This is a genomic window from Aequorivita sinensis (assembly GCF_006346335.1).
GTDB lineage: Bacteria > Bacteroidota > Bacteroidia > Flavobacteriales > Flavobacteriaceae > Aequorivita > Aequorivita sinensis.
Genome location: NZ_VDMC01000001.1, coordinates 557,552 through 572,244, shown reverse-complemented (window position 1 = coordinate 572,244; position 14,693 = coordinate 557,552). Strand labels below are relative to the sequence as shown.

15 protein-coding genes are annotated in these 14,693 nt (G+C 34.5%); 1 reads left to right on the top strand and 14 read right to left on the bottom strand.

What is annotated here, in order from left to right:
• Positions 1 to 223: 223 nt before the first annotated feature.
• The 14 genes from FHP04_RS02605 to FHP04_RS02540 all read right to left on the bottom strand — a co-directional run bounded on the left by FHP04_RS02605 (position 224) and on the right by FHP04_RS02540 (position 13,783).
• Positions 224 to 1,513, bottom strand: coding sequence for a murein hydrolase activator EnvC family protein (locus FHP04_RS02605; protein ID WP_139854273.1), 1,290 nt, complete (start codon positions 1,511 to 1,513; stop codon positions 224 to 226).
• Entirely contained in the window at positions 1,514 to 2,278 is a 765-nt protein-coding gene (locus tag FHP04_RS02600; protein ID WP_158319107.1) for a DUF4292 domain-containing protein, read from the bottom strand.
• Between the two features lie 4 nt (positions 2,279 to 2,282).
• Positions 2,283 to 3,680, bottom strand: a complete 1,398-nt coding sequence (locus FHP04_RS02595; RefSeq protein WP_139854271.1) for a tetratricopeptide repeat protein — start codon at positions 3,678 to 3,680, stop codon at positions 2,283 to 2,285.
• Between the two features lie 90 nt (positions 3,681 to 3,770).
• Positions 3,771 to 4,787, bottom strand: coding sequence for a sugar phosphate nucleotidyltransferase (locus FHP04_RS02590; protein WP_139854270.1), 1,017 nt, complete (start codon positions 4,785 to 4,787; stop codon positions 3,771 to 3,773).
• 131 nt (positions 4,788 to 4,918) lie between these two features.
• The gene (dut, locus tag FHP04_RS02585; protein WP_139854269.1) at positions 4,919 to 5,353 is read right to left on the bottom strand and encodes a dUTP diphosphatase; all 435 of its coding nucleotides are present in this window, start codon (positions 5,351 to 5,353) and stop codon (positions 4,919 to 4,921) included.
• A gap of 11 nt (positions 5,354 to 5,364) precedes the next feature.
• Positions 5,365 to 5,841, bottom strand: coding sequence for a hypothetical protein (locus FHP04_RS02580; RefSeq protein ID WP_139854268.1), 477 nt, complete (start codon positions 5,839 to 5,841; stop codon positions 5,365 to 5,367).
• A gap of 8 nt (positions 5,842 to 5,849) precedes the next feature.
• The gene (locus tag FHP04_RS02575) at positions 5,850 to 7,304 is read right to left on the bottom strand and encodes a lipopolysaccharide biosynthesis protein (RefSeq protein WP_139854267.1); all 1,455 of its coding nucleotides are present in this window, start codon (positions 7,302 to 7,304) and stop codon (positions 5,850 to 5,852) included.
• Positions 7,305 to 7,407: 103 nt separating this feature from the next.
• Positions 7,408 to 7,803: an acyl-CoA thioesterase gene (locus FHP04_RS02570; protein WP_139854266.1), complete on the bottom strand. Its 396-nt coding sequence runs from the start codon at positions 7,801 to 7,803 to the stop codon at positions 7,408 to 7,410.
• Entirely contained in the window at positions 7,800 to 9,155 is a 1,356-nt protein-coding gene (mgtE, locus tag FHP04_RS02565; protein ID WP_139854265.1) for a magnesium transporter, read from the bottom strand. The genes FHP04_RS02570 and mgtE overlap by 4 nt, the downstream gene beginning before the upstream one ends.
• Complete coding sequence (gene rsmA / locus FHP04_RS02560; RefSeq protein WP_139854264.1) at positions 9,133 to 9,960, bottom strand: 16S rRNA (adenine(1518)-N(6)/adenine(1519)-N(6))-dimethyltransferase RsmA; 828 nt, start codon at positions 9,958 to 9,960, stop codon at positions 9,133 to 9,135. The genes mgtE and rsmA overlap by 23 nt, the downstream gene beginning before the upstream one ends.
• Before the next feature lie 67 nt (positions 9,961 to 10,027).
• The gene (locus FHP04_RS02555; RefSeq protein ID WP_139854263.1) at positions 10,028 to 10,360 is read right to left on the bottom strand and encodes a DUF4286 family protein; all 333 of its coding nucleotides are present in this window, start codon (positions 10,358 to 10,360) and stop codon (positions 10,028 to 10,030) included.
• A 79-nt stretch (positions 10,361 to 10,439) separates the two neighbouring features.
• Positions 10,440 to 12,221, bottom strand: a complete 1,782-nt coding sequence (locus tag FHP04_RS02550) for a tetratricopeptide repeat protein (protein ID WP_139854262.1) — start codon at positions 12,219 to 12,221, stop codon at positions 10,440 to 10,442.
• Between the two features lie 297 nt (positions 12,222 to 12,518).
• On the bottom strand, positions 12,519 to 13,121 hold the full coding sequence (locus FHP04_RS02545; protein WP_139854261.1) for a hypothetical protein: 603 nt from the start codon (positions 13,119 to 13,121) through the stop codon (positions 12,519 to 12,521).
• 98 nt (positions 13,122 to 13,219) lie between these two features.
• Positions 13,220 to 13,783: a DUF3109 family protein gene (locus FHP04_RS02540; protein ID WP_139854260.1), complete on the bottom strand. Its 564-nt coding sequence runs from the start codon at positions 13,781 to 13,783 to the stop codon at positions 13,220 to 13,222.
• Between the two features lie 301 nt (positions 13,784 to 14,084).
• On the opposite strand from FHP04_RS02540, the gene FHP04_RS02535 reads away from it, so the two are divergent.
• Entirely contained in the window at positions 14,085 to 14,666 is a 582-nt protein-coding gene (locus FHP04_RS02535; RefSeq protein ID WP_139854259.1) for a MarC family protein, read from the top strand.
• Positions 14,667 to 14,693: the final 27 nt, after the last annotated feature.

Genomic DNA, 14,693 nt, shown 5'->3' with positions numbered 1-14,693 from the left:
CGAACAGGAGACAACGAAGCAAATTGTTGAAATTTATTATTTAGAAGCTCTTAATCTAAACCATAACCAATCAACAAATACTTAGGAAATCAACTAAAAACGTATAATTAATGTGTATAGGAATAATCAGAAAATGAATATATGAGGTTTGTGAAGGTTTGTATTATAATTTCAGCAAAGACCCTCCTTTAAAAGGAAGGTCTTAAATGCTTAGGTAAATTTTCTACATTCTATAAATCCAATCTGCTGGATTAATTTTTGTCTTGTTTTTGTAGATATAGAACTTTAACAGCGTGCGCCCTTCTGTAGCGCTTTTTGCTACGGTACCGATAGTTTGTTTGGTAGATACCTTATCGCCTTTTTTCACGGAAACTGTAGCCAAATTACTATACACTGATAAGTAGTCTCCATGCTGAATAATAACCACCTTATTTGCACCTTTTATCATTTGAATAGACAACACTTGTCCTTCAAAAATAGAACGCACAGCAGAGTTATCACTTGTAGCAATTTCAACTCCACTATTATTGGTTGTAACATTTGGGAATTGTGGATGTCTATGCGTACCAAAACTCTTAGTTACCATCCCTTTTTCAACTGGCCAAGGCAGTTTTCCTTTGTTATTTGTAAAACTCGCTGCCAATGCCTTGTCCTCAGCCGTTAATGAAAATTCTTCCGACTTAGCAGGTTTCGTTATTTCATTTTTGGTTGTAGTAGCAACCGTGGTTCCTTTTGCCTTAGCTTCTGCAGCCGCTTTTTCTCTTGCAATTCTATTAGCCTCTTCAATTGCAGCTCTAATTATAGCTTCAATTTGACGGTCTATAGCATCGGCTTCTTTTTGCTTATCACGTATTTGCGAAACAAATTTGCCCTCATCCTTCTTTAAGGTAGCCATTAGGGCTTGTTGGTTCTTTTTCTCTTCTGTAAGCTTTCTTTTTGCCTGTTCATTTTCGGCAATCAGTTTTTGTTTTTGCTTTTTCTGATCGATTAAATTAGCATTTAACTGCTGTAATTCCTCAGTTTTTACTTTTATTCCTTCACCTTGTTTTTTTCTAAACGCCGCGTATTGCTTCATATACTGAACGCGTTTATAGGCTTGTAGAAAGTTTTCAGATGAAAGTAGAAACATTACTCTACTCTGCTGGTTTTTGCTTTTATACGATTTTTGAATCATGGCTGCATAATCAGCTTTCATCACTTTTAACTCCTCCCGAAGGGCACTAATCTTATTGATATTCTCGTTAATATTTCGAGTAAGCAAGTTTGCTTGCTGATTTGTAACTCGAATTAAATTTTCTGAAGCTGTAATACGTTGATTTAAATCTTCTACCTGTGAAAGTACAGATTTTTCTTCTTTTCTAGTTTTAAAAAGAAGAGAGTTTATTTGCTTAATCTCCTTAAGTATAGCTTGTCGCTTTTCCTCTAGTTCCTTTTGTTTGTCTATTTGTGCAAAGGAAGAAGTAACTGTTAGGAAACAGAAAAATAATAATATATATGTCGAGAATTGCTTCATTTAATTAAGTTGAATTTCTTCGTAACCTTCTGGAATATCAAATGGAAAACCTATGTTCACATTCAAATCAATTTTTCTAAACGTAATTTCAATCAATGTACTCGATTCGTTTTCAGAAGTATTAATCATTATATTTTTTGGAAAATATTGTTCTTCCACTTTTTGATAGTCTCCATAACGAATAGCTAATATGCGATTGTCATCTGGTTGGGATAATGTTTCTGAAGCTATTTTAAAATTATCAGGATTTATAAAAAGCGAATGTATGAAATTCTTAGGCTGTTGCTTTGGTTGAATTTTGAATTTATTCTGAAACACCTCAGATGTGTAATCTCCAGGGTTTAAAGTTAATATTGATTGCCCTAGCAGTAGATTTTGTGCCTGCTGAAAGTTGATTGGCGTACCCAGCCATTCACCCAAAAGTGCAAAATCACCTTCAAAATAAGTTTTTCCAATTGTTTCATAATAGCTAACGCTGGTTGGAGTAATCAACACTTTTGCAATTGTAATTCCTAAGATGGAAGCTTTCACCCAAATGTTTTTATCTTTTTCCATACGCAAGCTAACGGTTATGCTTTGCGACTTCTTTTCGTCTTCATACTGCAACTGCATACGACCTGCCAAGGTTTTAAATTCGGGAGCAGCCATTTTATGGGAAGAAATAACTTCCTTAGCAGAAGCGTGTTTTACGTTAGTTACAGACTTAGTTCCTCCACAAGAGGCTAGTACAAGTAAAAAGATTAAATAATATGGTTTCAGCTTCATAAAATTAATTGGGCATTTTAAGATTCGCAGCTTTATCTGAATAGGTTTTTGCTTTTTTTGCATCGCCTTTTTGCGAATAAGCTAAACTAAGTTGATTGTAAAAATCACGCTCCATTTTGGGATCTTCCATTAAAAAGTCCAATCCCATCTCTAAACTTTCAATGGCGTTATCGCTCAGGTTTAAGCCATTGTTTGCAACTCCATTAAGCAAATACAAAAGCGGTTGCGCTGGAAAAATCTCCAAGCCTTCCGAGCTCAGTTTGGCCGCAGCTTCATATTTTTGAAAATCGATTTGCAGCAAGATGGTATTTTTTAAAAGATTGAAATTGTCTGGATTGATAACAATCCCTTTTTCATAGGCTTTTAAGGCATCTTCTTTTCTGTTTTTGGCAGCGTAATAGTCTCCTATCTTTTCATAAACACGTCCATTTTCAACAGAAAACTGTTCTACTACTCTTGTCAATTCTGCTTCGTAATCTGGATTGGAATTCACAAACTGAATAAAATCTGCGAGAACTTTATACTTAGTTTCTTTATCAATATCTTCAGAAGCAAACACAGTTTTCATTGAGTTTATTGCCTCAGTAGCATTTCCATCATCTAAGTAAAACTTGTAAAGTGCTAAATGCACTATCTCAGATTTGGGGTTATTTTTCAATAGATTTTTAGCTGTTTCGAAAGCTTTTTCAGTATTTCCTTGTTCGCTATAGAGGTAGATAAGGTTAAGGTATTCTCTTTCACTTTTAGGGTTTTTGTCAATCTTGCCTTCAAGATTTTCAATTGCACCTTCGGTATTTCCAGTAGCGCGGTAAATCTGCGCTCTTAACGCATTGCGAATATCTGATTCACCCCAAGTTTCATCTAAATCGTCTAACTGCTTTAAAGCTTCTTCATACTTCTTTGTAAGCGTATATAGATTTGCAAGATCTTCTTTATAATCCTCATCAAATTCCACTAGTTTTTTTACGAGTGGAATTGATTTTTCATATTCTTTTTGTTGATAGTACAAATCGTAAAATTGTTCCAGAACATCTAGCCTATCCCCTTGAGTTTTAAGCACTTTATTGAAGTTTATTTCAGCAAGGTCATACTCTTTTAAAAAGACGTGGTTTTTACCCATCTCAAAATACACCACCGCTTTATTTTCTTCTGTATTTGCAGCTTTTTCAGCCTTATTTAATGCAGAAAGTGCTAGCTCATAGTTTTCTATAGCTTTCTGTTTAAGACCTTCGAAAAAATTTTCCTGAAATGCATCACTCACATTTCCCAATTCATCCATCGGGTTTTCAACAGTATCGTTATTGTCTTTGGATGGAGAGGGATTTATTTCTTGAGCATAAATATGCTGCGGAACAATAATTCCGAAGAGAAAAATGAAAGTATATAAAAAACTTTGTTTCAAATTTTATGTCTGGTCGAGCGCAGGCGGGACCTCAATTGTAAATTTAAGTATTAAAGTCCCCTCGACTGCGCTCGAGGGGACATTTGTATGCTATTTCAATTCAGAATAATCTCCAATACTCACATTGGTAAATTTACCATCAAATGTAGCGTAATTACCAATCATCGCGTTGTCAAGATTAGCGTTTTTAATCTTAGAATTTGTCTGAATTATAGTGTTTTTCACTGTGCTATCCTCAACTACCGTATCTTTACCAATAGAAACAAACGGACCTACAGTACTATTTTTTAAAACTACTCCTTCCCCAATAAAGCAAGGCTCGATTATATTAGAATTTTCAGTAGTAATATTCTCTGAAATTAATTGCTGATTTGCATCTGCAAGAAAGCCTAACATTCTTTGATTGGTTTCAACTGTTACTTCTTTATTACCACAGTCCATCCACTCATCTACGGTTCCGGTTTTGAATATTTTTCCAGACGACATCATTCTTTTAATTCCGTCGTTAATTTGATATTCACCTCCGTTTATAATGTTGTTATCTAATACAAACTGCAACTCATTTTTAAGTTGAGCCACGTCTTTAAAGTAATAGATTCCAATTACAGCTTGGTCGCTTACGAATTCTTCTGGCTTTTCAACCAACTCGATAATTTCGTTTTTCTCATTCAAGTTAACCACTCCGTATGCTTCTGGGTTTTCTACTCTTTTGGTCCAAATTACCGCATCTGCATCTTTATCTAGGTCGAAATCTGCGCGAATTAAAGTATCGGCATAAGCGATTACCGCTGGGCCAGATAATGAGTCTTTAGCACACATAATTGCATGACCAGTTCCTTTAGGATCTAGCTGTCTGTAAATAGTTGGCTTTGCTCCTAAACCTTTTGCAAGTGTTTCAAGTTCGGCAATAACATCATCTCCAAAGAAGGCAGGATCGCCAAGGATAAATGCGATTTCGTCTATCTTTTCATTTAAAACTCCGGCGATATCTTCAACCAAACGGTGTACAATTGGTTTTCCGGCTACGGGAATTAATGGTTTTGGAACTGTTAATGTGTGTGGGCGAAGGCGGCTTCCGCGACCTGCCATTGGTACAATAATTTTCATATATCTTCCTCTGAAATCACAGAGATTTTTATTTTATATTCTTATTAATCAAACGATTAAAAAAATATTTAATTAAACTTATATTTAAATTTTACATTTTTGTTTTCGACACTTCTGTTACTCAGAAATTGCTACTTACTGCCAGTGCTTCCAAATCCTCCGGCTCCACGTGAAGTATCTGAAAGTATTTCTACTTCTTCCCACTCGGCGCGTTCGTGCTTTGCAATTATTAATTGTGCAATACGTTCAGAGTTTTCAATTGTAAAATCTTCGTTTGAAAGATTCACTAAAATCACTCCAATTTCACCACGGTAATCGGCATCAATTGTACCAGGTGAATTTAATACTGTAATTCCTTTTTTGGCTGCTAAGCCACTTCTAGGGCGAACTTGAGCTTCAAAACCAACAGGTAATTCGATAAATAGCCCTGTTTTAACGATTGCTCTTTCTAATGGCTTTAAAGTTAATGGCTCATCAACACAAGCACGTAAATCCATTCCGGCAGAAGCAAATGTTTCATAAGACGGTAATGGATGGTTCGATTTGTTTATAATTTTTACTCTCAAAGCTTTTCTTTTTAATTGTTTTCAGATTCGTCTCTATCAATAACAAAATCTACAGCGTAAACCGATTTAGGAATCGCAAACATCTTTAAGTCTGTAGAAGTAAATGATCGAGCTTCTCCTTGTTTCAATTTATATTCAACAAGTAATTTGTTCTTTTTGAGCTTTGTTGCTGTAATTAAAATTTCCTGTTTAACATCACTAGGTTTAGCTATTAAAGCAACCACTTTGTTCTCTTCAAAATCAATTGGTGAAATTACGTTATTCATATTTTTTGCTACTCCAAAAAACTGCTCAAAACGCTCTTTATCACTAATAACCACCGTTTTTACGGGAGACTTAAATTCGATTTCATTTTTAGGAAAATAATTTTCTAATAACTCAACTGAAAAACCTGAATTTTCATTTTCAATTACTCCTAGGTTTTCTTTATTCCCATCATTACATGCCAATAGCACGAACATACAGATAATAGAAAATAATATTTTCATTTTTAACTTTACTTTTTTAAAATTTTTAAAAATTCATTTTTTTCAAAATAGAATAAAATAGCGATAAACAGTAATAATAACGCAGATCCTATCCAAATATTTCGGTCGAAGAGGTAAAAGGAAATTGCTGAAAATCCTACAGCTAAAACCAAATAGCCAACTATCTTTTTCACTTCATAAGGAACATTGTAATACTTACGTCCGTAAAGGTACGAAAGCACCATCATACTTCCGTAAGCAGCAAGGGTTGCAAATGCCGAACCTATATACCCGATATAGGGAATTAAAACAAAGTTTAGCACCAGTGTAACTACAGCTGCAAAAACCGAAATATAAGCCCCGTATTTGGTGCGGTCTGTAACCTTATACCAAACAGAAAGGTTGTGGTAAATTCCAAGAAACAGATTTGCCAATAAAATAATGGGTACAATCTTAATCGCCTCCCAATATTGGCTGTTTGGAATTAGAATTTGTTTGAAAAGATCTATATATACTATTACTCCAAGTAAGATTAAGCAACCACACAGGGTAAAATATTTCGTAATTATTGCATAGGTATTTTTCGCATTTGCATGCCCCGAGTGATTAAAGAAAAACGGTTCTATTCCCAAACGGAAAGCCATTACAAAGAGCGTCATAAACATTCCTAACTTATAACAAGCCGAATAGAGACCAACTTCAACCTCAGCTACATTTTCAGGTAATAAATACTTTAGTAGGATTCTATCGAAGGCTTCATTAATACTAAAAGCAATTCCAGCAATAAGAACAGGAATTGCATATTTCATCATTTGGTTCCAAATAGTTTTACTGAAGCCAAAACCAATTTTAATATACAGAGGCAGTAATACCAATAGGGTTACTCCACTTGCAATTAAGTTTGCAATAAAAACATAAGCCACTTTATTCTCTGGAAACCATAGCGAATTCCAATAAGTGCTGTTTTCCGCTAGTTTAGGCAGCATTAACAAGAAAAACAGATTGAAAGCTAAGTTTATAACAACGTTAAAGATTTTTACTACAGCATAGCGCAAAGGCCTTTCATTTACTCTAAACCAAACAAATGGTAAAACTACCAAAGCATCCAGAGCTAGAATTAACAGGCCGTAAGTAACGTATTCAGGGTTAAAATCAGCAATAACAGCAATTTGATTTCTAAAAAGCATTGTTATTCCCAGGAATATAAAAGTAGAAACTGTGAGTGATGTTAAAGTCGTGGACTGTACAATTTTTTGATTGCTAGAGTCTTTGGTTACAAACCTGAAAAAAGCAGTTTCCATCCCGTAGCTCAACAGTACATTTCCCAAAATAAGGTATGCCATTAAAGTTGAGTAAATCCCGTATTCTTCGGGTAGCATTACCGAAGTGTATAACGGCACTAATATCACAGCCATTACCCTTGGTAAAACCGTGGCTAAACCATAAATAAATGTTTGCTTAAATAGTTTTTTAAAAACGCTCAAGTAAGTTCGGCTTTAATTCTTACAAGGTTTATTTAATTCCTTATATAAGTAGGCAAAAGTATTGAAAATTATGGTTTTGTAAGTAGTATGTGGGACTACTTATTTAAAGGAAAATTTTAGAAATTTCTTCAGTGATTTTAGTAGGTCTAAAAGTTTCAGCATCTAAGAAACACCACAAAGTTTGTGCTTCAACAATAACTTTACCATCTTCAGGTCTCACTATTTTATAATGCCTTTCGCTTTTCACACCTTCGTAGGATTCAATCCATGTATGTATCTCCAACTCTTCCCCTAAGAATGAAGGAGCTTTGTACGAAATAAAGTGATTAAGCACCACCCAAACATTTTGTTTACGTTGTTCTTCTGAAGTTTTAGAAATCCAATGAGCTTCCGCTGCTTCTAGACACCACTGTAGATAAATCACATTATTAACGTGATTTAACCCATCAATAGCCGAAGCCGGCACTGTGAAACGTTGTATAAAGATATCCGATTTCAAAATCCTAGTATTAATTTAGCAATTAGGAAATAAGTAAGAATTCCAAAAACATCGTTGCTAGTAGTAATAAACGGTCCCGTTGCTACTGCAGGGTCGATTCCTCTTTTATCTAAAATAATTGGAATGAAAGTACCGATTAATGCAGCTAAAAGAATTACGGTAACCAGGGCTATACCTATACTAATAGACTCTAAATAGCTCGTTGAAAAGATAAAATGGCTTATAAAAAGTACTATTAGTGCAATGGCAAGACCGTTTACTAAGGCCAAACCAGATTCTCTAAGCAACCTAGCGAAAATATTGCCTTTTATAGTATCATTTGCTAAACCTTGAACAACTATCGCACTAGATTGTACCCCTACATTTCCAGCTGTTGCTTGAATAAGCGGGACAAAAATTAAAATTCTTGGAAAGCTCTCTAATATTTCTTGAAATCCTGAAATTATACTTGCAGCACCTAAACCACCAAACATTCCAATTAAAAGCCAAGGTAATCGAGCTCGAGTCTGCTTGATTATTCCATCGTCGGCTTCAACGTCGTGACTAATACCCGCAGCTAATTGGTAATCTTTCTCAGCCTCTTCTTTTATATAATCTACAATATCATCAATGGTAATTCTACCTACAAGAATTCCGTCTTCATCAACCACAGGAATCGCTTCCAAATCGTATTTCTGCATAATACGAGCAACTTCATCGGCTTCGGTGTTAACTCTTACGTAATCCACCTTTGGGATATAAACTTCACTAATATGTGCTCTTCCTGGTGCAGTAAGTAAATCTTTTAAAGAAAGTCTACCTTTTAGTCTTCCTTCTTTATCAGTAACATAGATAGAATGAACACGAGTAACGTTTTCGGCTTGACGGCGCATTTCGCGTACACATCCTGCTACTGTCCAAGTTTCTTTAACGCTTACTAACTCTTTTGCCATTAACCCCCCTGCTGTATCTTCATCGTAACGCAGAAGGTCTACAATATCAGCGGCGTGCTCTTCGTCTTCGATATGCCGAATTACTTGCTTTTGAATATCGTCATCGAGTTCTGCGATAATATCGGCAGCATCATCGGTGTCCATTTCTTCAAGCTCATCTGCAATCTCTGAAGGCGAAAGATTATCTAATATTCGCTCTCTAAAATCTTCATCTAGTTCGATTAAGATTTCACTAGTTACTTCACTATCTAATAGCTTTACAATATAAGTTGCTTCTTCGGTGTCTAACTCGTGTAGAAGCTCTGCTATATCGGCAAAGTGAAATTCATTTAATAATGCTTTTAGCTGCTCGCCATCGTTATTGGCAATTAGCTGTTCAACCTGCTCAATAAATTCATTAGTCAGTTGAAATTGCATCATTCTCCAGTTTTTTTGTAAGAGTTATAAATTGTGAAACAGAAAGTTGTTCTGGACGCTGGCCAAAGATAGTGTCTTCTTTTAGTTTATCAGAAATATTAAAAGATTTTAAACTATTTCGAAGCGTTTTTCTACGTTGTTGGAAAGCAGTTTTCACTACTTTATAAAGCATTTTTTCATCACACGGAATAGAATAATCTTCTTTCCGTTTTAATCGCAGTACACCACTATCAACTTTTGGAGGTGGATTAAATACTGTAGGAGGCACTGTAAAAAGATATTCGGCATCATAAAATGCCTGCGTTAAAACCGAAAGTATTCCGTAAGCCTTACTTCCTTCTTTCTCGCAGATACGTTGTGCAACTTCTTTTTGAAACATTCCTGTAAACTCTGGAATTTGCTCTTTCCATTCCAACATTTTAAATACAATTTGTGTTGAAATGTTATACGGGAAGTTACCTGTTATGCCAAATTGTTCATCATTGAATAGTTCTGAAAGATCGTATTTCAAAAAATCTGCTTCAATAATTTTGAGATTTTTGTTTGGGTAATTTTCTTTTAAATAAACAATAGATTCGGCGTCGAGGTCCATAGCTATAACCTCAGCGTCTTTGTTTATTAAATATTTGGTGAGAACTCCCATTCCAGGGCCAATTTCCAAAATGTTTTTGTAACCTTCAAGCGTAAGTGTATCCCCGATTTTTTCGGCAATAGTTTCGTCTTTTAAAAAGTGTTGGCCTAGGTGTTTTTTGGCGCGTACCGCACCGGTTGTATTAACTTCTTTTTGGTTCTTCGATTTTTTCTTCATTCATAACCTTTAAAAGGATGTTTAACTGTAAAAAACTGAAAAGGTTTTCCCCACAAACACAACAAAATTAATTTTTTCTGAAAAGCTCATTATGCGCTTCGCCTATTACCTCAAGTTCGGTACGGAATGAAACAACTTTCCCTTCAAAAGGTAAGCTTTTACCGCGAAGTTCTTCGGCATTTTCAGCAAAATATTTCTCAAGTGTTTCTTTACTATCTGTAGTGTATTGAACCGAATAGGTTTTCCCTCCCATTTCTTCTTCAACAACAACACGAGTCATAAGTGCTTTACTGAATTTACCTGTGGCTAGCATTGCTGGAATGTAATCAGACAACATCCACTGTAACCAAATGTCGTGGATAATTTCTTCTACATTCATTGTAACGTTATATATATACATATTTAAATATTATAAGTGTTTAAATCCCTATACCTTCTTCAAAAGTATTGAGATATTGATTATTGAATTTTGATTGATATTAGTTTATCGCATCACCGCGCAAAGTTCTATATTTTTTTCTAGCTTCAATAAAATAAATGCTATCGGCATAATTAAAAATTATTGCTTCGTAATGTTCTTTTGCTTTTACAGGTAAATCTAATTTCTCTTCATAAATTTTTGCTAAGTGATAATGAGCGTCATCGGCTAAAATATCATCGCTATAAAATTCTATTATTTTCAAGTAGTTGCTTTCTGCTTTAGAGTACTCCCCTATCTTTTCAAAGATTTTACCTTGCTTAAATAGAGCTTCATCTTCAATTTTCTCACCTTTATGGTTGGTTAAAATATCGTCTAAAACTAAAATAGCTTCGGAGTTTTTATCTTGAAAAGCCAATAGATCTGCACGAGCATATTTTTTTAGGGCAGTTTGAGTAGAATCTTCAATAGTATTATCGCTTATCAATAAACTGAGCTCCATAGCGTCATTAGCTATTAGTTGTGATGTAGATTTTTTTAAAACATCCAATTGCACTTGAGCCCAATCAAAATCGCCTTTAAAATAACTGGTGCGTGCCACTTTAAATCTTGCTTCTTGTGCAAGAACATCGCTCTGAACTTTTTTCTGAATTTGAGAATAGTAAATCAAAGCTTCGTTGAACTTTTCGTCGAACACCAAAATATCTGCAAGTTCCATTTTCACCCTTGCTTCTTGGTAAGCAGACAACGGCTCCTTAGCTAAGTCTTTTAGGTTTTTGATAGCCTGTTCTTTTTTGTTATTCTGAAAAGCTAAAAAATGGTTGTAATCTATTTGCAATAAATACGTTTCTCGTCCTCTTCCAAACTCTTCTAATAAACTTTCAAACTTTTTCTCAATATCGGCAAATTCTTTTGGAGTGGCAGTTTTGACTTCCATTTGCATTAAAATCTGATTGCCTTGTAATCTACTTTGAGGTGTAAAGGAGTTTTCGATTAAATAACTCACTATTTCTCTACCCGAAACATAATCTTCATCTGCTATTGCAATATAGGCTAACTCTGTAATACCACGTAATTCTGCGCCTAAACGTTTGTAGATTGCTTTTTCCTGAACAAAAGCTTTTTTGTATTCTTTTTGTTGAATAAACAACCAGCTCAACAATTCGTTGTAAAGTACATCTGGGTTTTGTTGTGAACGCTGAAGAAGAATTCTTCTAAGAATTTGATTTGCATCGTTGTTTGAATCTTCAGTTATATACTGACTAAAATAGCGTTGTGCTGATGACTTAAAGCTTAAGTTTCTCTCAATAATCTTAATATAGCTGTCAAACATTTTTTCGAGTTGCCCTTGCTCCCCATAGATTCTCGCCAACTGCGTATGAAAATCCATTTTATCGTTTAATCTCATTCCCTTTTCATAGGTTGCAACAGCTTCATCTAATAGGCTGTATTTTTGAAATGCCGCACCCACATTATAAGCGAAGTTTGGGTTTAAGTCTAGTGTTTCAATGGCTTTATTGTAGTTTTCGACAGCTAATTCTGTTTTATTTTGAAGTGAATAATTATACCCTAATTCTACATAAAGCTGAGGATAATTTCGACTTCCGTTTAGCTTTTCATTTAATAGGGATTCAACTTTCGAGAAATTCTCGAGTTGTTGATTTGCTTCCACCATTCCCAAAAAGAAATCCATTCGGTAGGGGTTTTGCTCGCTTAGTTTTTCATAGATACGAAGTGCTTTTTCAAATTCGCCTTGTTCAAAGTAATTTTTTGCCAAAGCATCGCTCTGCGAAAAGCTCGCTGTAGTTACAAATAAAATTAAAATGAGAAGAAAATTACGCATGCGGTAAATATAATGAAATGACTTGAGAGCTATTGAGTTCTGAAATTTTTTATAAAAATCTTACTTCAATCAATATACCACAAAAAAAAAGGCCGCGATATCACGACCTTACATATTTAACATTAAACAATCTCCTCACTTTTGTCTAATATTCAATAATTATATATTCAAATTTAAGGTAATCATTTTGTGAGGTATAACACTATTGTAACAAACCTGATAACATATGTTCCAAAACACAAAAAGGACTGAAAACACTACTGCTTTCAGCCCTTTTTAATTTTGTTTTAAGTTGTATTAACCTAAGTCGTCTATATCTAATTCATCAATAGCATCCCAAGTTTCATCGAGATCCATATTAGTTCCAGTAGCATCTATATAGAAACGATTGCCTTCCATAAGCTGAATTTTACTTCTATTGTCTCTAGTTCTATATTCTTCAATAGCTTTAGTTCCTCTTTTAGTAGTGGTTCTTTTAAAGCCATTTTCATCTTCTTCTTCAAAATCTTGAGTCATTACCATTCTCATACCTGCTGTTGCAGCGGCACCCATTTGTCCCGCTCCATCGATAATATTAAAGCTAAACTTTTTAGACTTATCTTCATTAGCATATGTAGCTTCAATAGATGAAATTCCCATCATCCCAGTTTGCCCAGCTTTATAGCTTATACGCTTCATACCATCAACTTGGTCTGGAAGCCAATTCTTAAAATCTTCGTTGGTAAGTGGAGTAATTTCTTGCAGTTCTTTAATATCGTCCTGCATTTTGGTCATTTCCTTCACAGCATTTGTAGTATTGGAAACCGATTCTCTTGTTTCTTTTACTTTTTTGCTCACAGGATTGTCTTTACACGCTATAAGTGTACCCAGTACAAAAAGTGCTACTATATATTTTTTCATAATTCTAAAATTTTAATTGCAGAAAAAAGGATTTCAGAAGCTAAGTTAAACAAAGCCAACTAAATATAATTAGAATATACGAAAAATGGGGGAAACCCCTATAACTCAGAAGCCACTTTTTCTAGTTCGGTATACCAATTTTCGCCAAATTTTCTGATAAGAGCATCTTTTGTAAACTTATAAACGGGTACTTGAAGTTCTTTCCCTAAGGTACAAGCGTCATCACAAATTGGCCAACGGTGGTAATTTACTGCAGAAAACTCGCTGTACTCCTGAACCCGTATTGGGTATAAATGACAAGAAATAGGTTTTCGAAAGTCTATTTCGCCTGCATTAAAAGCGTCTTCGATTCCGCAACTTGCAATACCTTTATCGGTAAAAGTTACATAAACACACTCCTTCCCATCTACTAGAGGAGTTTCTAGTTCGTCTAAATCGGATACTACGTGGGTGCCTTGCTTTTCTATGGATGCAATTCCTTCAGGGCGAAGGAATGGTTTCACCTTAGGGTAAATATCTTTTAAAATTTGTACTTCTTCCTCATTTAGGGGTGCTCCCGCCTCCCCTTCAATACAGCAAGCACCTTTGCATGCGTTGAGGTTACAGACAAAATCTTTCTTGATAATGTCTTCGGATACTATTGTTTTGCCTAGTTGAAACATTTTGCAAATATACTACTTCGATACAATTTTACACCTACCGGGATAAAATCAAACAGATGACTCAATATTTAAGATTCAAACGCTTATTTTTTTTTTTGACTAACACACATATCAACGGAAGCCTAATAGAGTTTGAGAGTTTCGGCGGATATACATTCACTAACTTTACTTCTATCCCAATTTAATTATTACCCATTAACAGTCAATACTTTATAGCCTTAAAAAAACTTTTTATTTTATTGTTTATTTATTTTATTAGACCAAACATAAAACTTACTTTTGCCGCCTGAAAAATTTCGCTATGCTATTAAATTTTAAGGAGATACTAACGGCCACTATGGTTCTTTTTGCTGTAATCGATATTATTGGAAGCATTCCAATTATTATTGGCTTACGTGATAAAGCAGGTCATATTAATTCTGCAAAAGCATCAATAATTGCAGCGGTTGTAATGATTCTGTTCCTTTTTCTTGGGGAGAGTATTTTAAATCTTATTGGCGTAAATGTTAATGAATTTGCTGTTGCAGGTGCATTAATTCTCTTTTTTATTGCTTTAGAAATGATATTAGGGGTAACTCTTTTTAAAGAAGGAGATACAAACCCCGATATGGCTTCAATATTTCCTTTAGCTTTTCCATTATTAGCAGGACCTGGAAGTTTAACTACACTTCTTTCATTACGTGCAGAATATGAAATTCAAAATATAATTGTAGCTATAGTAGTAAACATAGTAATTATCTATACCGTGCTAAAAACTTCAGGAAAACTGCAACGCTTTTTGGGAAAAAACGGAATTGCTGTGATTCAAAAGGTTTTTGGTGTAATTTTGCTAGCAATTGCAGTAAAACTTTTTACTTCAAACATTCAATTGTTATTCAATTAAGATTTAATCGGATACTATTGAAAAACT

Coding starts and splice junctions, on each gene's coding strand:
- FHP04_RS02605 (WP_139854273.1), bottom strand. CDS start 1,513: ATGAAGCAATTCTCGACATATATATTATTATTTTTCTGTTTCCTAACA.
- FHP04_RS02580 (WP_139854268.1), bottom strand. CDS start 5,841: ATGAAAATATTATTTTCTATTATCTGTATGTTCGTGCTATTGGCATGT.
- FHP04_RS02590 (WP_139854270.1), bottom strand. CDS start 4,787: ATGAAAATTATTGTACCAATGGCAGGTCGCGGAAGCCGCCTTCGCCCA.
- rsmA (WP_139854264.1), bottom strand. CDS start 9,960: ATGAAGAAAAAATCGAAGAACCAAAAAGAAGTTAATACAACCGGTGCG.
- FHP04_RS02540 (WP_139854260.1), bottom strand. CDS start 13,783: ATGTTTCAACTAGGCAAAACAATAGTATCCGAAGACATTATCAAGAAA.
- FHP04_RS02545 (WP_139854261.1), bottom strand. CDS start 13,121: ATGAAAAAATATATAGTAGCACTTTTTGTACTGGGTACACTTATAGCG.
- FHP04_RS02550 (WP_139854262.1), bottom strand. CDS start 12,221: ATGCGTAATTTTCTTCTCATTTTAATTTTATTTGTAACTACAGCGAGC.
- FHP04_RS02555 (WP_139854263.1), bottom strand. CDS start 10,360: ATGTATATATATAACGTTACAATGAATGTAGAAGAAATTATCCACGAC.
- FHP04_RS02600 (WP_158319107.1), bottom strand. CDS start 2,278: ATGAAGCTGAAACCATATTATTTAATCTTTTTACTTGTACTAGCCTCT.
- mgtE (WP_139854265.1), bottom strand. CDS start 9,155: ATGATGCAATTTCAACTGACTAATGAATTTATTGAGCAGGTTGAACAG.
- FHP04_RS02535 (WP_139854259.1), top strand. CDS start 14,085: ATGCTATTAAATTTTAAGGAGATACTAACGGCCACTATGGTTCTTTTT.